At 37.0% G+C, this 24834-nt stretch carries 20 protein-coding genes; 7 read left to right on the top strand and 13 right to left on the bottom strand.

Annotated elements, in window-relative coordinates; all coding sequences use genetic code 11:
• Window positions 1-69: 69 nt before the first annotated feature.
• From MKL62_RS11415 to ybaK, 9 genes are all read right to left on the bottom strand, one after another.
• Window positions 70-2388, bottom strand: coding sequence for a TonB-dependent receptor (locus MKL62_RS11415; RefSeq protein ID WP_025470046.1), 2319 nt, complete (start codon window positions 2386-2388; stop codon window positions 70-72).
• 85 nt (window positions 2389-2473) lie between these two features.
• On the bottom strand, window positions 2474-3088 hold the full coding sequence (locus MKL62_RS11410; RefSeq protein ID WP_005128758.1) for an RraA family protein: 615 nt from the start codon (window positions 3086-3088) through the stop codon (window positions 2474-2476).
• Window positions 3075-3845: a (2Fe-2S)-binding protein gene (locus tag MKL62_RS11405; RefSeq protein WP_005128759.1), complete on the bottom strand. Its 771-nt coding sequence runs from the start codon at window positions 3843-3845 to the stop codon at window positions 3075-3077. The genes MKL62_RS11410 and MKL62_RS11405 overlap by 14 nt, the downstream gene beginning before the upstream one ends.
• A 12-nt stretch (window positions 3846-3857) precedes the next feature.
• Window positions 3858-5768, bottom strand: a complete 1911-nt coding sequence (locus MKL62_RS11400; RefSeq protein WP_005128761.1) for an IucA/IucC family protein — start codon at window positions 5766-5768, stop codon at window positions 3858-3860.
• 9 nt (window positions 5769-5777) lie between these two features.
• Window positions 5778-7619 carry an IucA/IucC family protein gene (locus tag MKL62_RS11395; RefSeq protein ID WP_005128763.1) on the bottom strand — a complete coding sequence of 614 codons (1842 nt, stop codon included), beginning with the start codon at window positions 7617-7619 and terminating at the stop codon, window positions 5778-5780.
• A gap of 11 nt (window positions 7620-7630) precedes the next feature.
• Window positions 7631-9070 carry a DHA2 family efflux MFS transporter permease subunit gene (locus MKL62_RS11390; protein ID WP_005128764.1) on the bottom strand — a complete coding sequence of 480 codons (1440 nt, stop codon included), beginning with the start codon at window positions 9068-9070 and terminating at the stop codon, window positions 7631-7633.
• A gap of 20 nt (window positions 9071-9090) precedes the next feature.
• The gene (locus MKL62_RS11385; protein WP_005128765.1) at window positions 9091-10524 is read right to left on the bottom strand and encodes a lysine N(6)-hydroxylase/L-ornithine N(5)-oxygenase family protein; all 1434 of its coding nucleotides are present in this window, start codon (window positions 10522-10524) and stop codon (window positions 9091-9093) included.
• Window positions 10517-12301 (bottom strand): IucA/IucC family protein, encoded by a 1785-nt coding sequence (locus tag MKL62_RS11380; RefSeq protein WP_005128767.1) that lies wholly within the window; start codon window positions 12299-12301, stop codon window positions 10517-10519. Before MKL62_RS11380 ends, MKL62_RS11385 begins: the two co-directional genes overlap by 8 nt.
• A 373-nt stretch (window positions 12302-12674) precedes the next feature.
• Window positions 12675-13139: a Cys-tRNA(Pro) deacylase gene (ybaK, locus tag MKL62_RS11375; RefSeq protein ID WP_005124134.1), complete on the bottom strand. Its 465-nt coding sequence runs from the start codon at window positions 13137-13139 to the stop codon at window positions 12675-12677.
• A gap of 190 nt (window positions 13140-13329) precedes the next feature.
• Here ybaK and MKL62_RS11370 point away from each other — a divergent pair, with 190 nt between their 5' ends.
• From MKL62_RS11370 to MKL62_RS11355, 4 genes are all read left to right on the top strand, one after another.
• Window positions 13330-13632 (top strand): hypothetical protein, encoded by a 303-nt coding sequence (locus MKL62_RS11370; RefSeq protein WP_000120631.1) that lies wholly within the window; start codon window positions 13330-13332, stop codon window positions 13630-13632.
• A gap of 236 nt (window positions 13633-13868) precedes the next feature.
• On the top strand, window positions 13869-15242 hold the full coding sequence (locus MKL62_RS11365; RefSeq protein WP_000070798.1) for an ABC1 kinase family protein: 1374 nt from the start codon (window positions 13869-13871) through the stop codon (window positions 15240-15242).
• Between the two features lie 229 nt (window positions 15243-15471).
• The gene (locus MKL62_RS11360) at window positions 15472-16755 is read left to right on the top strand and encodes an acyl-CoA dehydrogenase family protein (protein ID WP_170825911.1); all 1284 of its coding nucleotides are present in this window, start codon (window positions 15472-15474) and stop codon (window positions 16753-16755) included.
• Window positions 16756-16776: 21 nt separating this feature from the next.
• Complete coding sequence (locus MKL62_RS11355; RefSeq protein ID WP_005128768.1) at window positions 16777-17982, top strand: acyl-CoA dehydrogenase family protein; 1206 nt, start codon at window positions 16777-16779, stop codon at window positions 17980-17982.
• Window positions 17983-18097: 115 nt separating this feature from the next.
• On the opposite strand, the gene MKL62_RS11350 is transcribed toward MKL62_RS11355, so the two are convergent.
• Window positions 18098-19321 (bottom strand): alkane 1-monooxygenase, encoded by a 1224-nt coding sequence (locus tag MKL62_RS11350; RefSeq protein WP_000993544.1) that lies wholly within the window; start codon window positions 19319-19321, stop codon window positions 18098-18100.
• A gap of 189 nt (window positions 19322-19510) precedes the next feature.
• Here MKL62_RS11350 and MKL62_RS11345 point away from each other — a divergent pair, with 189 nt between their 5' ends.
• Window positions 19511-20458 (top strand): AraC family transcriptional regulator, encoded by a 948-nt coding sequence (locus tag MKL62_RS11345; RefSeq protein WP_025470047.1) that lies wholly within the window; start codon window positions 19511-19513, stop codon window positions 20456-20458.
• Window positions 20459-20497: 39 nt separating this feature from the next.
• On the opposite strand, the gene MKL62_RS11340 is transcribed toward MKL62_RS11345, so the two are convergent.
• The 3 genes from MKL62_RS11340 to MKL62_RS11330 form a co-directional block, all read right to left on the bottom strand.
• The gene (locus MKL62_RS11340; protein ID WP_030423814.1) at window positions 20498-22363 is read right to left on the bottom strand and encodes a SurA N-terminal domain-containing protein; all 1866 of its coding nucleotides are present in this window, start codon (window positions 22361-22363) and stop codon (window positions 20498-20500) included.
• A gap of 131 nt (window positions 22364-22494) precedes the next feature.
• Complete coding sequence (locus tag MKL62_RS11335; RefSeq protein WP_001043034.1) at window positions 22495-22767, bottom strand: HU family DNA-binding protein; 273 nt, start codon at window positions 22765-22767, stop codon at window positions 22495-22497.
• Between the two features lie 169 nt (window positions 22768-22936).
• Entirely contained in the window at window positions 22937-23392 is a 456-nt protein-coding gene (locus MKL62_RS11330) for a phasin family protein (RefSeq protein WP_005128772.1), read from the bottom strand.
• Between the two features lie 210 nt (window positions 23393-23602).
• Between MKL62_RS11330 and MKL62_RS11325 the strand changes: the two genes are divergently transcribed.
• The gene (locus MKL62_RS11325) at window positions 23603-24250 is read left to right on the top strand and encodes a hypothetical protein (protein WP_000005343.1); all 648 of its coding nucleotides are present in this window, start codon (window positions 23603-23605) and stop codon (window positions 24248-24250) included.
• A gap of 110 nt (window positions 24251-24360) precedes the next feature.
• Complete coding sequence (locus MKL62_RS11320; RefSeq protein ID WP_001241480.1) at window positions 24361-24834, top strand: Rrf2 family transcriptional regulator; 474 nt, start codon at window positions 24361-24363, stop codon at window positions 24832-24834.

Genomic DNA, 24834 nt, shown 5'->3' with positions numbered 1-24834 from the left:
AATTTAAATATGCCAGATTTGATTGAAAGAAATACCTGCTCTATACAGGCATCTCTTTCGTTAGTTGCATTAATAGTTAAAAGTATAACTTAAACCATAAGTACGGCCTTCTGCAGGGATTGCTAACAACGGATTAGCATTAGAGACGGCTGCTTGCTGAGCAAATACTGTTCGATACTGACGGTTCCACACATTATAAACACCAAAATCTACACGACCTTTCCAAGCCGGGAAATGTGCTAATACATCCATAGTGGTATAACCTTTGATTTGCGCAGCACTATTCGCATCATTCTTTACAGCGTTTTGGAAAGCTTCATCTTGAGTTGTTGCAAATGCGGCTAATTCACGGTCATCTTTATAAGCTTTATTTGTTCCTTTAATAGCTTGCATCTGAACACGAACACCATACCCTTCATTATTATCCCATTCAGCAAAAAGGGTTCCTTTCACTGGAGCAACTGTAAATGAGTTTAATTCATGCCATTTATTCGCCACGTCTTTATACTGACCACGGGTATATCCTAAAGTGCCACCGACCTTATAATTTTCCATAAATGGATAACTAATAGTTGCTTCCGCCCCGTATACTCTTTGATCTGTATCTACAACCTTTGCTGCACGATTGTTGAATTGGACAGTTTTATCCGAAGTATTGTAAAAACCAGTCAATCCTAGATTTAGGCCATCATCCTGATTCAAACGCCAACCTAGTTCATAACTATTTACTGTAATTGGCTGTAGATTTGCTGTTGAAACGGTATAAGTAGAAACATCGCGCAACATACGTTGTACGTCAGGGAAACTAAAGCCCTGAGAGAAATTAGCATATACCTGCTGTGCATCTGTAAGTTTATAAACTGCACCTAAATTAAATAACGGCTTATCATCATGTGTTGATCCTGCCGGAACCATTGTTGTCTCTCGGCTAGGAATATAAGCATCGGTATCCGCTTGAATATATTGGTAACGAATACCTGCTTGCAAGTTCAATTTATCCGTAACTGCATAATCGCTTTGAACAAATGCTCCAATATTTTGAATTTCAGTATTTGGCCCATAACCTTTACGTTGGCCTGTTGGCGTATACACTAAATAAGGATATTGAGTTGCTAAAATATCAACAAATTGCTTATCTTTTTCCCAATCATAATCAAGGCCATAGGTTATTTTCATATCCCGATTGGCGATATTAAGATCGGTTTGCATAGTTGAACGTAATCCAGCTACTTCAATTTCTGATTGAGACTGGTTTACAGAAGTCACGGATTTATTTGATAGGCCATATGGGAAGAAACGTGATTTTTCATTTCTATAATATGCTTCAACATTTAGTATTTGGCCTAAAAAGTCTTGATTTTGATACTGTGAATTAACAGCATAACGCTCGGTAAATAATGGATTACTAAGCTTTAAACCTTTAATTGCCTTATAAGTTGGCGTTGTAGCATCATTACTCTTAGAGGTTGTCGGTAAATAAGAGTAATCCGGTCCGTAGTCAGTATCCTGCTTATCTTTATAGTACTGGGCACCAAAGCTCAATGTCTGAGTATCATTTAAATTGAAATTTAAACGCCCATTTACATCGATAGTATCAGTGTCCATCGTACTACCTTGCCAAGGGCTTAAGGAAATTCTATCGCCATTTCCATCAAATTGAGACCCTCTACTTGTAAAATTAGCCCCTAAGAAGCCATCCATATTGCCTTTATTAAATGAGGCAGATTGTCCGACTTCATAAGCTAAGCCGTCACTACGGAATGTATCTGAAGATGTAATGCCTACTTTTGTTTCAAAGCTAAGTGGTTTAGATGTATCTGCTCTTTTAGTAATAATATTAATAATACCGCCAGTAGCACCTGACCCATAAATACTAGTCGCACCCGAAATTACTTCAATGCGTTCAATCATACCAGGACTAATACTATTTAATTGACGAGAAACATCGCGAGAACCTGTTTGCGAAACACCGTCGATCATGACTAATACGTTTCGTCCACGCATTGTCTGGCCATAATTACTTGTTGTTCCGCTACTTGATGCAAGAGATGGTACAAGTTGAGCAAGAATATCAGCAACTTTACGACCCGCCGTAGCTTGCTGGATAATTTGTTTCTGATCAATAGATTGAACTGTACCTGCAATCTCTGCAATATTTTTTGGTGTACGAGTCGCAGTTACTACAATCTTTTGCAATTGGGCTACTGGTTTTTGTGTTGCATTTTCACTTACCTCAGCCGTTTGAGTTACGGTTTCTGCATAAGCCTGCTGTGCAAAAATAGCCGATATGGCAAGACAACAAGGTGTCATCTTAAAAAGTACTTGTTTTGAACGTATGTGATTACGTGCTTTAACCCCAATCTTATTGTTTACATTCATTTTTTCCATTTCTCCCTAGCCCAAATGTTACTCAACGATTTTTCAAGAGGCACGACATCATACTAAATACGAACATTAATGAGAATGATTTTTATTAAAAATAATAGTCATCTATCTTATTTTTTAAAAAGAATTCATTTTTCTTATTTTGTTCATTTTGCTCAAGCATTTGAAATTCTTTTAAATATTGCTGTGCCACATCCATTTTTATTATAAATATTCCATCTGCATCCCCTACAATCAGATCTCCAGTTTGTACAATGGTATGATTAATATGAATCTTGGCATCTATTTCAACGAGACTTTCCCCTTCATTACGAGTGGTTAAACAACTGGTTGTATGAGCAAATATAGGAAGTTTGAGTTTAAGTAAAGCCTGCCGATCTGTAATAGCACCTAAGACCACAACCCCAGCCAGACCACAGTGTATAGCGGCTACGCTCCTTTGCTCTCCCCAGCAAGCACGTTGTAGATCATATCTTGCATCAATAACGAGAACTTCATTTGGTTGACAACTCATCAAGACTTGTCTTAAACCACTCGCATTGATCGATTCAATCCGAGCTGTACGTACAATCCCCACCACCTTATCTTCAGGTCTTAAGGGGAATACCTGAGGAATATATCCCTGATCAAGTACATGACCAATAGTAGAGGTTGCTATTTCTTTATATGCTGTAACAAGTGCTTTAGTATCAATTTGATTCATCTTTAAATTTTCCGATTTCTTTTAAACGTAAGGGACAATTACGGCATAAGGTCTGCTCAGCCTCTTCGAGCTGAAAATAGAAACAACATTTTTGTCTCATAAAAGTATTAAATTCTGGATGCCATCCATTCCATAAACGCACAAATGGATTTACAGTTAAATAAAAACTTTCGGCAGCTTTTGACTTAAAGAATTTTTTTTGCTGTTCTAACCGAGACTGTATATCCGGGTTTAGATTTTGCGTTGTAAAAGAATGATAAAACTGTACTACTCGAACAGATAAATTTTCCCAGAGTAATACATAAGGTACGTGACCTATTTTCGCTAACTGCTTAAATAACAGATTAAGTTGTTCTATCAAGTCATTAAACTCTTGCAAATGTATAATCTGAAAAGAATGAAAACTTGCTTGGTTTAACTGTAAAGTCCTATCCCAATGCCATTGTTCCGGCAAGTCTATAACTAATGCAGAACTATCCCATTTTACAAATGGCAAAACAGCCGCATGGCAATATAAAAAAGGTAAGATCCAACTTGTACACCAATATTTGACAAACAATGAGGTCGCACAAGTTAGATTTTTAGCATGAATACGTGTTGCAAAATCCTGTAACACCTGTCGACATACATCATCATTCAACAGACAATCTAAGGTTGTTGAACTTTCAGGTAGTATTTGAACATTTAATTTCAGACGCTGTTGCAATATAGGCAGAGTTGCGCACTTGTCTGCCTGTATTTTAAAAGACGTATTCATCGTCAGATATCACTAACAATTTAAGGCATACCAAAGTGGGTTTCGGGTTTTCCCAATTCCCGATGGCATACTACCAATCCGTGTATCTTGTTCTAGCAAAGGTCGAAGTAACTGCTTATATGGCCATTCAGGCACTTCAAATAGTAAATGTTGGAGCTGGGTCAAAATCTCTGGCTGGAAGTTTAGATTTTGAATAACTTGCTGTAACGCATGAGCAAGTACAGACCATAGATCCTTAACTTCAATTTGATAATGACTCGCTAAATTATCAACAATACACCCTAGATTAACCTGAATACCTAAAGTTTGAATATAAAATAACAGAGCCTCTACCGATTCATGATAAAGCGTATTTCTAAAATCATGTGGACTCAAATAATTAGGATCTTTTAATCCGTTTTGCTCTACCCAAGGTAAATAAATACGTAATGAATCATGATCACGGAACATCAATCCATCAAATTCGCCATTTTTCAGCACAAGACATATGTTTTGCCCATGAATTTCACCCATAAGCCCTAAGCGGAATAATCGCAAATTTACATCAAAGAAACATGTACACAGTTTCTCAAACTCGATAAGTATCTGCTTGGAATTTATGTCCCTGTGTTGAAGCTGCAAAATATAATCAAAAATGGCAGGCTGTCCCGTAATGGTATGTCCAAGACTTGCCATTGGTATAAGTTGATAAGGTTCTTGCAATAATTCAGCTGGAATATGACGGCGCTGAGCTGCCAAATGGGTAGGTTTCTCTACAAATAACCACTCATTGTCTGCTGTCCGGTCATTTTGCTTCTCGGGTAAATATGACCACCATTGTGTTTCTTCACAAAGCCATAATTTTTGTTTTAAGACAGCATCTTTTGCCTTGGCTTGCTGTAATAATTTCTGATTTTTTTCACCATTAATCATTTTCACAATAGGCAAAAATCTTAATGAACCAAGAGCTTTAATTCCTATCGGTAATTTTAGACTTTCTTCTAAAACATTTTTTGATAAGAGGCTACGCATAGACGCACTGGCATACATTCCTTTAGAGATAAAATTCAAAGGATGACAAACGCCGTCGGCAATATCATCCGCATAGAACTTGGGAAATAAATGCTCAAATTGCCAAGGATGAATTGGCATTGCAATGTGGGTTTCATTTAACCCACGTTGAAACATTTCCTGTTTTAATTGATATCGCTCAGAACGAGGAATAAAAATTTCGCTTGGCTGTTGTTTGAAAATATTTTCTACCCCTTCACCAAACATCATTTTATCCTTATGTACAGCCACCCAATGAATAGATAATTCTTGAGCAAATTCCGGACAATATTGCATATACTCTTGCTGACTGAGACCTTCTTTTAATTTGGCTAAAGGATGATATGGGCGGTCCCGATAACCTGCATATTGCTCTAAAATGCGGAATCTATGTGCCAAGCTTTGATTCAATAAATCATGTGCATTTACCCGATGCTGTTGTAATAAATGATATTGCTTTAAACATTTTTGCAGCTGCTCATAAAAGGCTTGAACTTTATCAGCACTACAATGATTAAAAAGACCTATCGCTTGAATAAACTCAAAAAGTTCTATTATCCCAATCACATTGATCTGAACATGATCATTTGTGCGTTCCAATAGAAAAACTTCTGTTTCATTAGCAAACTTCCAGGCTTGAGTAATACCTTTTTGTACCGCAAACATGACCAAGCCTTGCCGACTCTCTTCGTGTAATAGCACAAAAGAAAATTGTTCAGACGTGTTTTTAAATACTTCTTGAAGATTTTTACCATGTTGATTTAGCGCAGTTTGGGCAGTCGCAAAATTAAAAATAAACTGTTCAGGAATAATCGTTTCAACCAGAAGGCTATTGATAAAATCCTGTAAGATTCCTTGGTCCATTACTTGATAAACGGGCTGAAGTGCATTCATAGATAAATCTCACTTCACCTGCAATTTAAAAGGAGCTAACGGGTTATCGACAAATTTAATTTGTATACTACGATCGCCAAATAAACGCCGTTTAGTTAATGACTCAATGCGCAATTTTTCGGCAAAAACATCAAATAATTGGTAACGTGAAGCATGCTCTGGATGTTGCTGCTGGTAATTTTGGATGACTTCCGCAGCCCATTGCCAGAAATTTTTTTCTGGAAGATCAAAGTTTTGATTTAAAAATATTGCAATATCGGTTAAAGCGACAAAAAACAGACAGGCACAGCTAAAATCACGAATACCATTTAAATCATCTGTCAAAATAAATGACATACTGTTGGTTTTTGCATGCTCAGGCGGCAACTGATCGAGTTCAGGAGCCAATTCAGGGTGTGCTAAATGTGCTGGACTATAGCGCACACCATCATGGAAATCCTTTAAAAGAACTCGCGTTGGCCAACCTTGTTTATGTACAAGAATAATATTTTGGCCATGTGATTCAGTTGCAATTCCCTCCGCAAAAAGTAAATGAATCAAAGGAGTAATCACAACTTTCAAAAGTTGACGTGTCCATGATTCAACACCATATTGCTGTAACCATGGTGCAATTAATGCTTGCCCATCTTTTTGGATATGACTCACGCCATTTAACGGTATTGCATCTTCACCTTCACGTAAATATTGATGCACACTCTCACGCCATAGACATCCAATTGTGCCATAGGCCTGTTGAGCATGTGATTTTGGCAATTTAGTAAAATCCACGCTTAAACCATACACTTCACGTAATACAGCAAAATCAAGCTCTTGGGCGGTTTTGCTCTGTTTAATTAAACGTTGCAACCAGTCTGTAATAATTGGCCCATTCATTACTGTATGTTTTGCCAGAACACGTGAGCTTGATGTGTTTGTTAGACTCATGGACAGTTTGATATAAGGCTTTTCCGGATGCTGCAAGTTAGTCATAGTGCGTAGAGATTGTTGGGCTAAATAGCGATCCTGACTTTGCCCTAAATAAACAATTTTGCCATTTAGAATTTCTTCAGCAAAAATAGAAATTAAATGGTTTTCCCATTGCCAAGGATGAACCGGAATCCAAATATATTCATCAGCCTTCAAATCACGATCTGAGAGATGTTGCAGGAATAGCTCTTGGTCTTGTGAATTCAATTGCTCCTTAAAAAATAAATCTGGCTCTATATCTTCTGAATGTTTTTTTGCAACAATGTCCTGATGCACAGCCAACCAGACCAAGGCGATTGGTTGGGCGAACTCTACACCATAGCGTACATTGTCTTGTAAACTAAAACCTACACGTGACTTGTAACACGGATGATATGGATGACCATCCATTAAATATGATTCTAAAATATCATATGGATATTGAATTGCCGGCAAAGCATAGTGATCAAAACATGCTTGAGACTGTAAATCATGAATAAATGTTCGTTTTAATTCAAAAATAAAATCTTCAACTTTTGCTGCATCGGTTATGGTTCTAAGAATTTCATCAATAACTAAATTTAAAGTAGCAATCTGATAATGACCGTTTTCATCTTGACGAAATACATCCTGATTACGGGCGAGACGTACCAGTTTGTAACTATATTGTCTTTGCCCTGCAGCGATATAACGAATGGTTTGGCACTGACTATTTTGTACTTCTATAATAAAATTTTTTCCATCATATTCTGAATGAATAATATCTTCAAAAATTAAAGCTTGAAGTAATTGTTTAATAACACGTTGCTCAACATATTTTGCCTGATCCGAATTTGGATGCTGCCAAGCCTGTAAAGCATTTTGAATCACATGTGTATTTGATAAAACTGGATGTAATTGTCCCATTTTTATTAATCCTATTTCTTTAATTGGTCGATTCTGTACTGTTCAGGAAAACGCCATGCGAAAGGCAAAGTGCAAAGTATAAGAATTGCACAACACACAAAGATTTCCTGCATAGTGTGAAATGATGTAAATATTGCTTGAGTATTTAACGGCAATGATTGTTGTCTTAGCTGAAGATATAACGCGGCAATAACGACTGCCACTGCAGCAAAAATACGTCGGAATAAATTATTTAGAGCGGCCGCTTGAGTAACTAGATGCTGTTGCTGCTGGCGTAAGCTGTTCAAACCTGCCGTAGTCGATGGCATATAAGAAAGTCCCATTCCTAAGCCATGTAATATCATACAAAACACAATGAACCAGACATTTTGTACAGGTGCCCAAGCAAGCAAAAGAAAAGAAGCCGCGGTAATCATTAGTCCAAGAGACATGATTTTTGCAGCACCGTAACGATCTAGATATTTTCCTGCAGGTTGACTACAAATACCGGTAACTACTGCACTGCTCATTAGCGCCAAACCAGTCCAAAGCGGACTTAACTTTAGAAGGTGCTGTATCCATAGTGGAATGAGCAACATACCAATAAATAAGCCTACTGTTTGTGCCACACAAATGACTAAGCTGTAGCGGAAACCCTTCGTAGCAAACAAAGCTGGCTCGATTAATGGAATAGACTTATTCTTTTGTACAAAAATAAATCTTATAAAAAGCAGCACACTTAGAACTAAAAGCACACCATATAGAGGTTGAAGTAAGTCCTGAATTTGATGGATTTGGCTCAGTGTCCCAAGTAATAAAACTATGCTTGAACCGAGAAAAAAGAATCCTGCCCAGTCAAACTCTTGCTTATTGTCCCCTTGCTCTTTAGGTAGAAAAACATAGCCTAAAATTAATGCCAGACAAGCAACAGGTAAATTGATAAAAAATAAGGCCTTCCAATTAAGCCATACCAAAACCAGTGCTCCGAGCATAGGCCCAACTGCTAAGGTTAGCATGATCATGGCACCCCATAATCCTGTTGTACTTCCCCGTTGTTCACTTGGTGTAACTGAAAAAATTAGTCCAAGAGATAATGGAATCATTAATCCGCTACAAAAGCCTTGCAGAGCTCTAGCAATCAACACCGATTCAAACTGATTAAATAAACCACCTGCTGTAGAAGCCAAAGCAAACCCCAATAAGGCAATTAAATAAATTGATCGCTTACCAAAACGCTGGCTTAGGAACCCAGCTAAAGGCAAACTGATACTCATTGCTAATAAAAAGGCAACAACTACCCAACTTGCCCATACCTCACCTACCTGAAAATAGGACATTAAATGAGGTATTGCAGGGTTGAAACTACTGTTATTTAAACTAACCGTACCTGTACCAAGCATAACCGTCAGAAGTACGTAGCGTTGTAAACTTTGCTCATGAGGTTGAGCCGCGGACACAGAAGAACGTTCCATACACATATCCTCTGTTCAGCTTATTCAATATGCTCAGATAATTTACTTCGTGCATACGCTCCCAAAGCAGAATGATGCATTGGCCCTGATTTATTTAAGGGTCTTGAAAACTCAGTTATTTTTGAGGCTGCAATATTGCGAATAGAAACTTCTTCTTGCGCTGAGGCATTCACTCCAAATTGTTGGAACGACTGAGAATGATCAAGTTTGAATAACTCTTCACCAACCAATTGATTTGCAATTGTGGCTGCCCTATATGCTCCTAAGCCTAAATCAGGTGTACCTACGCCGTGGTGATAAACTTCCATATTTTGAATAAATATAGATCCCTCACCTTGATAATTGACTTTAAAGTTTGAAGCCACCTGCCAATGGTCGGCCTGATCTCGTATGATCAAAGATTGTAAATTTTGTAGAAACTTAGGGTTTGGATAACGATAACCCGTAGCTGCAATAACACAATCAGCCTCCAGAATATAATTCTTATTTTGCTGACGGTGTTCAAAACACAACTTTGTTTTCTGGTTTTCTAAGAGCTCTGCATATTGCAGTTGATGATGTCCAGCCAACGTAACATCTGTAGGCATTCCACCGATACTACGATGATATAAACGCTCATAAATATCACGTATCGTTTTACTGCTAATACCTTTATATAAATTTGCTTGTTGCGCTGGTAACTCTGCCTTTAAACCTGATGGTAAATGGTAAAAGTAATGCATGTAATCCGGACTAAAATGTTCTAAACCGAATGGTGTATTTTCCATTGGAAAGAAACCAGCAGAACGGGTTAACCAATAAAGATGAAAGTCTGGTGTAGTTCGACCATTCATATACTGACGATCAAATAGATCTAAAAAAATCTCTGCTGCGGACTGTCCAGAACCAATTAAAACTACATTTCCTGATAACTTCTGGGAGCTGTACTGTAAATATTCTGATGAATGCAGGCAGGTTCCTGATTTTGAGTAAATCTGTTGTAAGCTTTCTGGTAAATGTGGAGTTGTACCCACTCCCAATACCAATTGTCGAGTACGATAATGTTGGTGGTGCCCATTACACACTACCTCCACATCAAATCCACCTTTAATCGGTTTAATATCCAGCACATGGCTACTAAACTCAATATGGTTAAGTTGTTCTACAACCCATTGACAATAATGATTATATTCCTGACGCGGTATATACAAATTTTCTCTAAAATAGAATTTATATAAACGTTGATGGTGTTTTAAATAATTTAAAAAACTAAAAGGGCTGGTTGGCTCAACCATACTAACCAAATCAGCCATAAAAGGAACTTGTAACATCGCATTTGGCAATTGCATACCAGCATGCCAGTCAAATTTCTCACGCTGATCAAAAAAGCGATATTGCAGCTCGCTTTTATCATGTAACAGACTAGCCAGACTTAAATTAAACGGCCCCAGTCCAATTCCAATAAAATCAAGCATAACTCACATCCTTCTGTTCAACGTACAGTGGATTTGGTAGCTGCACATACACGGACTGATGTTCTAATGGAGCAATAAGCTCATCTAATTCATGTAAACGTGTAAGTAAATTGCCTTTATACGGTAAAGAATCGTTAAACAATAAACCCTGTAATAATGTACTATCTGGATATTGCTCTAATAATTGAAGTAAATTTTGTTGCAAATGGATTAACAGTTCATCTTCAGAGATATAGCCAGTTGCTCCAATTGCATTAATCAAACCAAATAAAGTGTTGCCAAAGAAATAATAACTAAAGCGTTCATCCACAAAATCTTTAGGACCAACCGCATGAGCTTTTTCTAGTAAATCTGGTAATGCTTCTACAATTTCAGTTGCAAACTCTTCAATATAATAAAAGCCTTGGTTGTCACGTAACCAGAGATTTTTCGGTAAACCATCTTCTAGCTCAAGCAATACATTTTGTTGATGCGATTCAAAAGCCATACCGTATTTATGATAAACATACATTAACGGAGCCAAGCCAATCTTCAAGAAATGATCAAACCAATCCAAAGCAATTTCTTTAAAATTCGTTTGTTGATTTTTCTGAGCAATTTGGTCAAATAAAGCATTAAAACGATTTAACTCTTTATTTGGATGGTCTTGACATAAAGATGCAATACAAGTGACTTGTTGCTGTACTGCAAATGGTTGATCACGGAAAATACAAATTGTCTCGTTAATAATCTCGCCGTCTATTTGCAGAGCTATCCAGGCTGGATCATTAACTGCTTTCAGTGTTGGGCATTGTTTTAATATTTTTTTACCTAATTCACTGTGCCATAAACGATAAGAAATTTCGCCACGATGACACTCTTTTGCCAAATTCACTCGAATTGAATTAGTGATCATGACTGATAGTGAAGTTTTAACCATCCAAGGGGCGTTAAAACTTGCTAAGGTCCGAATTGATGTAGTCGGTGAAAATTGCCATCCACGTAAACCGATATCAATTAACTGTCCTGTTTGTTTTAATTGCTCAAACCAAGGTTTACCTTGTAAATAACGAGCTTGCCAAGGATGTAGTGGCAGTAATTTAAATTCAACATGAGTCTTTAACAGGTTTAAATCGCTTTCGGACAAATACCAACGGATTGCGTCTTTAACTTGATCTGAAATTGGCTGCTCAGTAGCACAACCTTCAGCAATATAATTCTGATGAACAAGCCAATAATGTAACTGGGTTTTTCCAGCATGTTCAGGTGAAAACCTCAACCAATCTTCATGAACAAAACCATTCCGGCTTTTTGGCGCTGGGTGCATACTATGACCTAAAATTAATGCCTGTTCACTTTCAATAAAATTCTGCCCAGCCTTTACTAAACCATCGAAATCATTGTGGCGTTGTTTTAAGAATTGTAGTAGCGCGTCCCGGCTTTGTATCCATTTCTCTAACAATGAAGCAGCATCTAATTTGAATTGAGATTCAATAACCAACTCTTCAAGTAAAAGACTAACAATGGTTCCTGCACTGAATTTTTGCCATTGACCATCAATACACATTTTCGGTAAAGCAGCGAGACGATGGCGTCCTACACGACTCACATAAGATAAAGGTACAGAACATTCTGCTTGTATAGAAGGAAGAGGAAGAGTTAACAGCGTCAAACCAGAGCTAAACGCTTGTTGAGTTGAACTTTGTTGGTCAAAAGAAAGTAAATATCCTTTGCCAGTCTCTTGCATATAAGCGTTGACGAAATTTTGTATCGCCAATCGGTTGGCAAGTTCTTGCATCTGACTACATCCTATTCAGAATCTTAAGCTTTTGTTTTAAAAAAATTTATTTTTAACAATTTGTTAAAAACAACTGCTTAATCATATTTAGTTTATGATTTTTCTACTCAGCCAGTGTAAGGATAAGAATAATATTAATGATAATTATTATCATTTCATTATTCAACATGCTGAATAATTTTTATTTTTTTAATAACTTTTTGAAATTAAATATGTTTATTCTAAGAGTGACTACTTAATGTAAATTTCTTCACTAAATTTAACAATAGTATTAAATGATAATATTCTCATTTACAATAGGTTTTCATTATAAAACCCGACTTGAGCCAGTCCACTCCTACTTAAATTAATAAGTAGTCCCCTTTTCATAAATTTAATCAAGTACGTCTACAAATTGCGCCGTTAATATTTGTGCTAAATCTTTAGGATTTACACCAATATCTAACCCTCTCTTACCGCCACTTACATAAATTTTGCTGAGCTCTTGTGCAGAGGCATCAATTACTGTCTTCAAACGTTTCTTTTGGCCTAAAGGACTAATTCCACCCACTAAGTACCCTGTTAAACGTTCGGCATCTTTAGGATTTGCCATCTGTAGTTTTTTACATCCCACTGCCGTAGCTACTTTTTTTAAATTGAGTTGATGGTTAACTGGTATAACCGCAACAAAATAATTTTTCTCATCGGTAACCAGAAGTGTTTTAAACACCTCATTTACATTAAGGTTTAATTTTTCCGCAGCTTCTAAGCCAAAACTTTTAGTATTTGCGTCATGTTCATACTCATGGATAGAAAATTCGATTTTGTTACTTTTTAACAGTCTACATGCAGGAGTCATAGGAGTTTAAATTTTAATGAAATGATATTGATTATATTTATTTTAAGAAAAGTTTAAAATTTGCTTAGGCTATTTACATCATTTACATGAAAAATCAAACGAACACCGAACAAAAAACAATCTAAACTTGATATTGAGTAGATGACTCCAATATATTTAGTTGAGATTTAAAGTCTGAACTGGCGAATTTATGAGTTACAAACACAATAATCTGATGGCAATGCGTCACCGTTTTTGGGATGAGTCTTCAGATCATGTATTAAATGAAAAGCAATTTTTACAGCAGACCTTAATCGAACAAGGCATTTTTAATAATGCGACTTTTGATGATGTTAAGTACTTTTTCTATACACTGCCTAGCATCGTTATTGTAAAGGCTCATGCGCTTGGTTTTATGCATGATTCCGTCAAGCAAATGGTTATTCAACATATTCAAGCTAATCGTATGCATTTAATGCAAAAGGCTGAATTGAAAATTCAGTTTAAAATGTAATTTTACGGTTAGCATCTGATACGACGTTTTATAGTGGTTTATTTTTCTGAGTGGTGGATATTTTAATTTTCTCTCTAACGCTTAGGCTATTTTTAGAAAATTAAAATCTAAAATGAGACTTTCAACTCACCATTCAGTCTGAGGGAACTATTTTAATACGTTCAAAACATGTAATATTCGTTACAATTTTAGATCACCAGCGTTTGGCTGCATGATGCGCATAGGATTCTATTTTCATGTCAAATCAGAACGATAAGCTTAAGAGTTTAAAAACTTCTTCCATGGATCGACGCTTATCAATCGCGAAAGCTTCTTTACTGGCAGGAACACGTTGGGCTACTGCAAGTGCCTCTTCCCTCTTTTCTAGTGAAGAAGAAAAAGAGAAGAAGCGTAAAAAGGCAATGAGCGAGCAAGCTAATTATCTTGTTTCTGAAATTGGCAAACTAAAAGGTTCTATTGTCAAGATTGGCCAAATGATGGCGCTTTATGGTGAACATTTTTTACCTGAAGAAATTACTCAAGCTTTAAATACCTTAAATAACCAAACTGTTGCTTTAGACTGGCCAGCAATTAAACCTCATTTACAAGAACAATTAGGTTCTAAGTTAAATGATCTAACAATTGATCATGAGCCTATTGGTACGGCCTCTCTGGCACAAGTTCATCGCGCAACACGTAAGTCAGACGGTTTAGAGTTAGTTTTAAAAATTCAATACCCTGGTGTTGCGAATGCAATTGACTCCGATATGAGCCTGTTTAAAAACATGCTTAAGCTTACACGTATGGTTCCTCAAACTCGTGAGTTTGATCAGTGGTTCGATGAAGTACGTGAAATGATGCATCGTGAAGTCAATTATCACGTAGAGGCAGCCACCACACGTCGCTTTGCTGAGCGTTTAAAAGATGATGAGCGCTATATCGTCCCTACAATTGTAGATGAATACTGTACCGATCAAGTCTTATGTATGACCTTTGAACGTGGCGTGCCTATCAATAGTCCAGTCATGCTTTCCCTTCCTCAAGAACGCCGCAATCAGCTCGGTGAAGCTTCACTAGAGATTGCAGTTCGTGAGATTTTTGAATGGGGCGAAATGCAAACTGACCCTAACTTTGGTAACTACCTTGTTCGTTTAGGTAATGGCCAAGATATTCAGGATAAAATTGTACTATTAGACTTTGGTGCGATCCGTCAGTTCGATGAACATTTACTCTCAGTTGCGCGTAATCTTATACAAGCGGGTTATCAGCATGATAAACATGCGATGGTTCAAGCAATGACTGGATATGAGTTTTTCGATGCAATGCCTGAAAGTATTAAACCCGGCATGGCCGATGTCTTTTTACTTGCGACAGAAGCATTCAGTACCCCTGCAAATAATCCAGATATGCCAGCTGGGCTGATGGATGAACATGAACGTTATGACTGGAAAAAGAGCCAGTTACATAGTCGTGTTATGCAGCAAGCAAGCAAATCAATGGCGTCTCGATATTTCTCGGTTCCTCCAAAAGAATTTATGTTTATTAGCCGTAAGTTTATTGGTGCATATACATTTATGACTGTTATTGATGCCAAAACAAATGTACGACGTATGATTCGTAACTTTGCTTAATATTATTAAGACTAGAATGACTCCGTGTCATTCTAGTCAATCCAATCAAAATAGTTCTTTTTAAAAATTTATTTTATTTTTTGAAATCAGAAACATAAACCAAAACCTATTTTGCTTTTACCATTTATCTACTCATTTTTTGAATGTCAGCAACGACATAGTTTTTTCTTATACAGCGTGTCAGCATAAAACAATAACAATGTGTTAGGACACCATAATCATGACAAATATGATCAATAAAGCCCAAGGGTTGGGTTTATCGCTGATCACAAAACTAGCTGGAAGCGATGTACTTGATCAACTCAAACTACGTAAATTTCTTGAAAGGTCTCTTTACCAAGGTTCAAAAGCTGGTTTTAGAGCATTAAGTCAGACTCAGAAAGCATTTAAACCTAAGCAAATTCCCCAACAACGCCTGCCTCAACAGAAGAAAAACCTATTTGATTTAAGCCTAACTGAAGAACAACAAATGACTTCAGAGGCAATGTCTCAATTTGCTCAAGAAGTTTTATTGGGATTAGCTCATGATGCTGATCAGACAGCTCAATTTCCAGAAAGCCTTTGGCAATATGTAGAAGATTTAGGATTAAACTATTACGCTCTTCCAGAAGCACTAGGTGGTGTCGCCGCTGAACAAAATATTGTAAGTAACTTATTGATTGCTGAAAAACTAGCTGAAGGTGATTTTAGTCTTACAGCAGGGCTCTTAAGTACGTTTAGTGTTATTAATGCCATTACACGTTGGGGTTCTACTGAAGTTCAGTCAATGTATTTACCTTGCTTTGCAGAAGACTCCGATATTACCGCCACTTTCGCTGTACAAGAAGCTACTCCAGCATTTAACCCTTATGTTTTAAAAACAAAAGCTTCTCTTGAAAATGATCAATATTTTATAGAGGGCGAAAAAACATTGGTCATTTTAGGAGATTTGGCTGATGTGTTCTTGGTGAGTGCAGACTTTAATGGCAAGCCGGATGTATTTGTAGTACAAGCTGGCGATACCATTTCTATTAAAAGTACTCCTGCTATGGGTCTCAAAGCAGCAGAGACAGCTACATTAAAATTCAGTCATACACCTGCTCTACGACTAGGTGCAACAGATTTTGATTACACCGCCTTTTTAGATTTAGGCAACTTAATGTGGTGTGCAATGGCTGTAGGAACCTGTGAAGCAGTAAAAGCCTACTGTATTAAATATGCCAATGAGCGAACTGCTTTCGGAGAACCAATTTCACATCGTCAAAGTGTCGCATTCATGATCGCAGATATGGCAATTGAAATTGATGCTATGCGCATGCTAATTCTAAATGCCGCAAGTCTTGCCGAAGCAGGTAAACCTTTCCATCGTGAAGCATATTTAGCTCGTCTTCTTTGCGCAGAAAAATCCATGAAAATAGGAACAGATGGCGTACAAATTTTAGGTGGTCATGGGTTTACAAAAGAACACCCTGTTGAACGTTGGTATCGTGATTTACGCGCAACCGCAATTTTACATTCTGGCCTACATGCTTAAGATCAATCAGAGGATATTTCCATGAATTTACAAAATCCAAAAAAATTCAAAATAATGATTGATCAGGCACATGATGTTGCGATCAATGTATTACGCCCTATTTCCCGTAAATACGATAAAGCAGAACATGCTTATCCGAAAGAACTTGATATGCTCGCTTCACTCATTGATGGCATGAATGAAGGTGGTGAAGGAATTAATGCAGGTGCTGCCGGTGCAGGAAAACGTGGTGAAACTGATAATGAAGGAGTCCGTAATGGAACCAACATGTCAACAGCGTTAGGCATCATTGAAATGTGTTATGGCGATACGGGTTTATTACTCAGCATGCCACGTCAAGGTTTAGGAAACTCTGCAATTGCCGCGGTCGCAAATGATGAGCAACTAGAACGTTTTAAAGGTACTTGGGCGGCTATGGCCATTACCGAGCCAGGTTGTGGTTCTGATTCTGCAGCGATCCGTACTACGGCAACTAAAGATGGCAATGACTATATTTTAAATGGTGAAAAGATTTTCGTAACTTCTGGTGAACGTGCGGACTCGGTAGTTGTATGGGCTACACTTGACCGAAAACTTGGACGTGCAGCAATCAAATCATTCGTAGTGCCTAAGGGTACACCCGGAATGAAGGTTGAACGACTTGAACATAAGTTAGGAATTAAAGCTTCTGATACAGCCGTTATTAGTTTTACTGACTGTCGTGTTCCAGCTGAAAACTTGCTCGGTAACCCTGAAATTGATGTTGCAAAAGGTTTTGCCGGTGTAATGGAAACCTTTGATAATACACGTCCATTAGTCGCAGCAATGGCAATTGGCTGTGCCAAGGCTTCTTTAGAGCGTATTAAAGAAATTTTTAAAGACCAGTTAGACTCCAATTACTCTACTCCATATTTGCAAACATCCAACCTTGCTGCACAAATTTACCGAATGGAAGCCGAATGGGAAGCTGCACGGTTACTTATGCTGAAAGCCACCTGGATGGCCGACAACAAGAAACCAAACTCAAAAGAAGCTTCCATCGCTAAAGCAAAAGCAGGTCGTGTAGGCAATGAAATCACTTTGAAGTGTGTCGAGTTAGCAGCAAGTGTTGGCTATAACGAAGATGAACTACTTGAGAAGTGGGCACGTGATTCAAAAATTCTTGATATTTTTGAAGGTACTCAACAAATCCAGCAACTTATTATTGCTCGACGTGAGCTTGGAAAATCTTCAAGCGAACTAAAATAAAGATATTGCAAGGGGGTTTCGCCTCCTTGCTTCTTAGCATCATAACTTATGGGTAAAATAAAACCCTCTAACCACATGATTAAAGGGTTCGGTATTTCAGGAATATATTTTTTAATTATTCAGCCTGTGTAGCTTCTAGGGACTTATCGACTACACCAAATTTTTTGAAGATTTTTGCACGACGTTTTGGTGAAATATTTGCTTTATTTAAATCCCCTTTGTAGTGATCAAATACACGCTTATCCATCATTTTAAACCACCATGAAGGAATCATGGCTGGTAGCAGCATACTTGCATAGCCACTTGGCAACTCTGGTGCTTCATCAAAATGACGTAACGCTTGGAATGGACGAGTTGGATAAGCATGATGATCTGAGTGACGCTGTAACTGATATAAGAATAAGTTGGTCACTACATTGTTATTATTCCAGCTATGCTCTGGCATTGTACGTTCATATTGGCCATTTTCTTTTTTCTGACGCAATAAGCCATAATGTTCAATATAGTTAATAATTTCGAATAGACTAATCCCGTAAAATGCTTGTGTTGCTAAATAAGGAATCGTACCTTTACCAAAAATTCCTACCATAGAAGCATGGAAAGCAGCACTCATACCCCAGCCTTGCAGCAATTCGTTATCGAGTGACCAAAACTCTTTACCTTTACGTTTTAAACGATTTTTCTCAATTTCAATTGCTGATTTAAAAGAACCGATAACAGTACGTGGCCAAAATTCATAAAATGTTTCACCCATACGTGAAGATGCCGGATCTTCAGGAGTAGCCGCACGCTTATGATGGCCATATGGATGCTCAATACGGAAATGGTTGTAACCTGTAGGCACCAAAGCAAGATGAGATAAAATATGGTCTATACGATCATGTTTATGGCTTAATTCATGGGCTGTATTAATTGCAATACCATTAATGGCACCCATCGAAATACCAAGCAAAATTTTGTCAATAAATGAAGTATCTTTACGGCTTGTTAAATAACATGCATAAATATTTGCCGCATACTGCAATGGAATAAAACTTTTTACCAAACGCGAATAATATGGATCTTTCTCAAGAAGTTTAATTTCTTCATCGGTGGGATTACGCGCATCTTTACCAATAATTGTATCAATTGCAGGAATCACAACATGTAATAAAAGTGGGCCACCTAAAGCAAATACTTTCTTTAATGGGCGTGGACCGAAATGGTATCCAGCTAAAATACCTAAACCAATTACAGGTAGAGCCGGACTAATCATCCATAAATAGCGCTTACGATCTATCTCACGCATAGACGCTGGCACTGGCATAAGTTCTTGCTGAACATTTACTGGTGCATTCATAGTCATATTTCCTTTTTCTATATATCTATATAGTTAAAGAAATACTATTTTCTTAACAGTTGTAACCGTCCAAAAAACCTATTTCAAAGTCTTTGGCATTTTCTTCCACTTTTTTGTCCTAAAAACACATGTTGATCTATTCTTATAGCTCACTATAATTTTATTAAAATAATGATTGATCACGTAAACATGGATGCACTAAGTAAATTTTTTGATGATATCCACTTAAATAAGTCTGAATATATTTATATAAAAGCACAAGGTGAATGGGCTTTTAAAACACAAGATCAATCTGCTTTACTGGCTTATATCGTTTTAACGGGTTCTGTATATATCCAATTAAATGTGTCAGAGAAAATAACAGCAAGAGCTGGAGATATTATTTTAATTCCTTCTGGAAAAGCGCATCATGCTACAGACTCAAAAGCTACTGCAAGTAAACTTGTAGATCCAGTCGATATTACTCTATTATTTAATGGACATCGCCACGATCCAATTGAGTTAGGCTCATCAACATCTGAAAATACCCTATTACTCTGCTTGCGCTGTCAAGTCGATACTTATATGGCAGGGCCACTTATTAATGCATTACCCTCTATTATGCATATTCAACATGAGAATCAGGCCACTCCTCCTGAATGGTTGCAAATAGGTCTCTACTTTTTAGCGGTCGAAACACAAAAAATCCAACCAGGTCATGACAAAATTATTGATCACTTAGTCAGTATTCTTTTAATTGAATGTATTCGTGATCATATTCAACAAATGTCAGATCAACAAAATTGGTTAGGTGCCCTCACACATCCTGAATTAAGTAATGCTTTATCCGCAATTCATAGTCAACCTGAAATAAGCTGGACTGTTGAAACATTAGCTGAACAATGCTGCATGTCACGATCTAAGTTTGCCAATCTTTTTAATAGTATTATTGGTGAACCACCTCTTACTTATTTACAGCATTATCGCTTCCGCTTAGCTAGCCAATATCTACGCACAAGTAATTTATCAATACAACAAATTTCAAATAAAGTGGGCTATTCTTCCGAAACCGCATTTAGTCAGGCATTTAAAAGAGTATTTGATTTATCACCTAAACAATATAGACAAAATTATATTGGTACTAATCTCGAGGAATAATAAAAAAAGCGCCGAAGCGCTTTTTTTATTACATAGATTTTATTTGATTTTAGCGTGTGACTTTAAGTATTCGCTGTAATCTTCAAGTATCTGTTGACCACGAGATTGGCGGTAAAGCTGTTTTAATTGTTGCAACTGATCAGCAGGCATAGCGTTAACAGCAGCTGAATTTACATTAGAAACAGCCACAACCACTAACTCATTTGGTAAGTTCGCGGTAGTTACAGACCACATACCTGGTTTTGGCGCAGGAACACTAAATGCTGCACGCTCAATTGCACGTTTTAAACCTTGTGAACGAGTAAATACACCCGCTGATTCAAAAGCAACTTTATTTTTCGCGATAACTTGTTCAGCTGGCTGAGTTTTGAATTCTGTCAGCATTGTAGCGATTTTCGCTTGAGCTGCTTTACGTGCTTTCTCATCAATTACTTTAGCTTTTACTTCATTCATTGCTTGGGCAAGTGGTTTAACACCAGCCGCATGATAGTCACGTACTTTAACCCAAACAGTATCTCCGTTCGCTAATTGAATATTAGATGAAGCATTACGATCGCCATTTTTCACATCATCATTAAACAATTTAATTTTTACGTTAGGATCACTTAAATATGGATTTTGAGTGGCTAAAGTTACACCATTTAATGATTCGATTTTTGTACCTTTAACCTGCTGTACAACAGCGTCTAAAGAATCATTACCAACAATCGTTTCATTCAAGCTATTTACGGTATCTGAATAAACAGATGCAACTTTATTCTTTTCAACTTCTGCAATTAAACGTGGTTTCTCAGCTTCAAATGAAGGTATTTGGTTCGCCTGAGTCTCCGCTTCAATAATATGATAGCCATATTGTGTTTTTACTGGCTGAGAAATTTGACCATTTTTCAAGCTTAAAACAGTTTTATCAAATGCATCAGAGAAAACACCAGGTGCATATGCTTCAACTAATCCACCTTTCGTTTTAGAAGTTGGATCTTCAGAGAACTGAGCTGCTGCTTGAGCAAATGAAAGTCCACCCTGAATTTTTGCATATACATCTTTAGCAAGTTTTTGAGCTGCCGCATCATCACGAGCGTCTGTCGTAATAAGGATATGTTTCACTATGCGTTTAGCATCTTTTTGCTGAGTTTCTACGAACTTTGCATAAGCTTGTTTAAGCTCGGCATCTGTGGCTGGAGCTGGCTTAGCCATTAAAGACCGAGATAAAACAACATAATCTACATCAACAGAAGCAGGCTGTTTAAACTCATTCTGATGTTTGTTGTAGTAATCAGTAGCCTCTTGGTTCGATGCAGTTAAACCAGCTTTATAAGGGTCTAACTTAATACTAGCCAAATGCAATGTACGCTGTTCAGTTTGCAAATTAGCAATTTGCATTAAATCAACTTTACTCACTAAAGAATAATCTGCAAAAGTTGAAGTCAACATTTTTAAAGCGTGATCTTGACGTAAGCTAGCGATTAAGCCTTCGCTTGTCATACCAATCGAACGCAAATAATTTTCATATAATTTTTGTGAAAACTGGCCATTTTCTTGCAAACTTGGCTGCTGAGCTAACATTTGCTCGATTTGAGCATCGCTTAAAGAAATACCTAATTTTTCAGCTTGTTGAATGAGCAAATTACGGGATACCAATATATCAAGAGCTTTGGCTTGAATTACCGGTAAATTAAGTAAACTTTCATCACCCTTTACAGCAGCTAAATATTGTTCTTTATACCTTTGCGTTAAAGTTTCAAGGTCTTTTTTTGATATGTCCTGTCCATTTACAGTTTTTGCGACATCTGCCTTGTTTCCCCTATTAAAATATCCTTCAATACCTACAAGCGCTAAAGGGGTCAAAAACAAAACTAAAAGGACTTTGCCGAGCCAACCCTTAATGACTGTACGAAACGATTCCATAAGTATTCCAATATTTTATTTCGAGGAGAATTTTAACTGAAAAACCACAATGAATGAATGAGCAATATTGGTCAATTCAGATTTTTAATAAAAAACGCGCCTATATTGGCGCGTTTAATCATCTTAAAAGATTAAGCAACTGAATCTTTAAGACCTTTACCAGCTTTAAAGCTAGGTACTTTTGTTGCTTTAATTTGAAGCTCTTCACCAGTTTTAGGGTTACGACCAGTACGTGCAGCACGTTCTTTAACACTGAAAGTACCAAAACCAACTAAAGTTACTGTGTCACCTTTTTTAAGTGCTTCAGTAATTGACGCAATTGTCGCATCGAGTGCCTTGCCTGCATCAGTCTTAGATACTCCCCCTTTTTCAGCAATTGCATCGATTAATTCTGATTTATTCATGAATAAAACATCCTCTTAATATCGTTTGTTTAAGGTCCAAGGCTATAGTTTAAAAGGCCATGACGCCTTTATAGCAATGCTTTGGGGGAAAACGCAATACTAGAGCAGAGCTTTTAGCAAAAATAAATGCTAAAAAACTGTTATATATTTGCTAAATCCCTACATTTTTTTACTTTTCATTCAATTTTGCCTTCAATTTCTGATTTTCTTCAATTAAAGCATCTACCTTTATATGCAGTTGAACTAGGAGTTGTTCAATGTGCTGTAAATCCTTCGGAGTGACCAAGCCAATTCTATTTAAAGAGTGGTTTACACTCGTATCTAAAATTTTCTCGATCTTGTCTTTTGTATCAGAAACCGACTCTTTTGCTTTTTCGGTTACTTTACCAACAGTTGTATCTGCTAAATCACCTGTTTTGGATTCTAACTCTTCCCCTACTTTGACTAATGAGTCAAATAGTTTGTTCCCTTCTTCTTCGGCACGTGAAAAAGCACCCAAACCTGCCAACCAGATTTGTTTAGTATACTTTCTAAAATCTAATGCAGATTTTCTAGAACTTTTTGATTTTGATTTATTTTTTTCTCCTTGCTCTTCTGCTTGTGTTTCTATGTTTGCATTATCCATTGATCTAAGCTCCTGATCGGATGAGAGAGACGAAGTGTTATTTAACCACAAAATATTCTTATAATAACAAAGTCAAGACTTGATACATTTATGAAACTGTTCTACAAAACAATCATGTCATGTAAATATATTTAACAGGACATTGTGTTAAGTTTGAGATAGGATGTCTCATTCTCTCAATTAATCTCTAATATTTAAGGATAAACTTTTATGAGTGAAACGCAACAAAGACAAAAACATCCACGTCTGTTGCTGAATATTGTTCTAATTATTTTAGAAACTTTTTTCTCATTTATTCTCACCCACGATGGTGTTCTTCGCTTGCAAGCGAAAAAGTTTATCGCCAATAAAATAACAATCCGTATTAATAGCTATTTGCCATTTTTCGACTTCTATGTGCAGTTTACGGAAAAAGGATTGCTATTTGATATTCACTCATATGACCGTCGGATTGATTTGGAAATTAATAGTACTCTCGTTGACCTTATCAAAATTTTTGTTTTTTCAAATCAACGTAGCCTGAATAACATGCGAATTGATGGGGATGCAGAGACTAAAAAAGAACTCATCGATTTAATTTCGCATCTCACTTTACCTAAGCTTCTAGCAGACTGGAAGCAGTGGTTCAACGCACCAGATGATGAAGCCGAAGCACTAGCCTCTCGCAAAAAAATTGCTCCATTACTTGAAAAAATCGACCAACAACGCTCAGAAATAAATTCGTTGCATGTCGAAATTAAACAGTATCAAAACCGAATTGCACGTTTACAACAGCGCCAACGGAACATTAACTTGTGCTTTGGTATAATTAGCCTAATATTTATTGTTTATTTCATATATAATTTGTGGGTAGCTTAACTTATTTTTTCTAATTTGATCCTGCACTTGAATTAAAAATAAAAAAACTTGACTATTTTAGTCGGGATTCATAAAATCCTATTATCTAGTCTTAACATGTGTATCGAATCATGCGCCTTACAACTCGCGGTCGCTACGCAGTGACTGCTCTACTTGATTTAGCTTTGCAGCCAACTGAACAAACGATCACGCTCGCCGAAATTGCCGCACGTCAATCTATTTCAGTTGCTTATTTAGAGCAGTTGTTCGCAAAACTTAAGCGTCATGGGTTAGTTTCTAGTGTTCGCGGTGCAAATGGTGGTTACCATTTGGCTCGAAACGCTGATGAAATTACTGTGTTAGAAATCATTGAAGCCGTAAATGAAACCGTTGATGCAACGCGTTGTGACCATAAAGGCAACTGCCAAAATGGTGCAATGTGTCTTACTCACGATTTATGGCAAGAACTCTCTCATCATATTGCCGACTATTTAGCTAAAATCACTCTTGCCAACCTCATTAGCCGAGACAACGTTCAAACTGTTGCATTACGCCAAAATGTAACTGGCACAGATTCAGCTCTTTTATCGGGTACAGGTATTTGA

Origin of the sequence: Acinetobacter sp. AOR01_HL (assembly GCF_027855455.1) — a bacterium.
GTDB lineage: Bacteria > Pseudomonadota > Gammaproteobacteria > Pseudomonadales > Moraxellaceae > Acinetobacter > Acinetobacter baumannii.
This window is presented reverse-complemented; position numbering and strand designations above follow the sequence as displayed.

Excerpts from the sequence above, each read along its gene's own strand:
- MKL62_RS11365 (WP_000070798.1), top strand. The coding sequence starts at position 13,869 with ATGTCAAATCAGAACGATAAGCTTAAGAGTTTAAAAACTTCTTCCATG.
- MKL62_RS11360 (WP_170825911.1), top strand. The coding sequence starts at position 15,472 with ATGATCAATAAAGCCCAAGGGTTGGGTTTATCGCTGATCACAAAACTA.
- ybaK (WP_005124134.1), bottom strand. The coding sequence starts at position 13,139 with ATGACTCCTGCATGTAGACTGTTAAAAAGTAACAAAATCGAATTTTCT.
- MKL62_RS11325 (WP_000005343.1), top strand. The coding sequence starts at position 23,603 with ATGAGTGAAACGCAACAAAGACAAAAACATCCACGTCTGTTGCTGAAT.
- MKL62_RS11355 (WP_005128768.1), top strand. The coding sequence starts at position 16,777 with ATGAATTTACAAAATCCAAAAAAATTCAAAATAATGATTGATCAGGCA.
- MKL62_RS11400 (WP_005128761.1), bottom strand. The coding sequence starts at position 5,768 with ATGAATGCACTTCAGCCCGTTTATCAAGTAATGGACCAAGGAATCTTA.
- MKL62_RS11385 (WP_005128765.1), bottom strand. The coding sequence starts at position 10,524 with ATGCTTGATTTTATTGGAATTGGACTGGGGCCGTTTAATTTAAGTCTG.
- MKL62_RS11395 (WP_005128763.1), bottom strand. The coding sequence starts at position 7,619 with ATGGGACAATTACATCCAGTTTTATCAAATACACATGTGATTCAAAAT.
- MKL62_RS11340 (WP_030423814.1), bottom strand. The coding sequence starts at position 22,363 with ATGGAATCGTTTCGTACAGTCATTAAGGGTTGGCTCGGCAAAGTCCTT.
- MKL62_RS11345 (WP_025470047.1), top strand. The coding sequence starts at position 19,511 with ATGGATGCACTAAGTAAATTTTTTGATGATATCCACTTAAATAAGTCT.
- MKL62_RS11350 (WP_000993544.1), bottom strand. The coding sequence starts at position 19,321 with ATGAATGCACCAGTAAATGTTCAGCAAGAACTTATGCCAGTGCCAGCG.
- MKL62_RS11370 (WP_000120631.1), top strand. The coding sequence starts at position 13,330 with ATGAGTTACAAACACAATAATCTGATGGCAATGCGTCACCGTTTTTGG.
- MKL62_RS11415 (WP_025470046.1), bottom strand. The coding sequence starts at position 2,388 with ATGGAAAAAATGAATGTAAACAATAAGATTGGGGTTAAAGCACGTAAT.
- MKL62_RS11405 (WP_005128759.1), bottom strand. The coding sequence starts at position 3,845 with ATGAATACGTCTTTTAAAATACAGGCAGACAAGTGCGCAACTCTGCCT.
- MKL62_RS11335 (WP_001043034.1), bottom strand. The coding sequence starts at position 22,767 with ATGAATAAATCAGAATTAATCGATGCAATTGCTGAAAAAGGGGGAGTA.
- MKL62_RS11380 (WP_005128767.1), bottom strand. The coding sequence starts at position 12,301 with ATGCAAGAACTTGCCAACCGATTGGCGATACAAAATTTCGTCAACGCT.
- MKL62_RS11390 (WP_005128764.1), bottom strand. The coding sequence starts at position 9,070 with ATGGAACGTTCTTCTGTGTCCGCGGCTCAACCTCATGAGCAAAGTTTA.
- MKL62_RS11330 (WP_005128772.1), bottom strand. The coding sequence starts at position 23,392 with ATGGATAATGCAAACATAGAAACACAAGCAGAAGAGCAAGGAGAAAAA.
- MKL62_RS11320 (WP_001241480.1), top strand. The coding sequence starts at position 24,361 with ATGCGCCTTACAACTCGCGGTCGCTACGCAGTGACTGCTCTACTTGAT.
- MKL62_RS11410 (WP_005128758.1), bottom strand. The coding sequence starts at position 3,088 with ATGAATCAAATTGATACTAAAGCACTTGTTACAGCATATAAAGAAATA.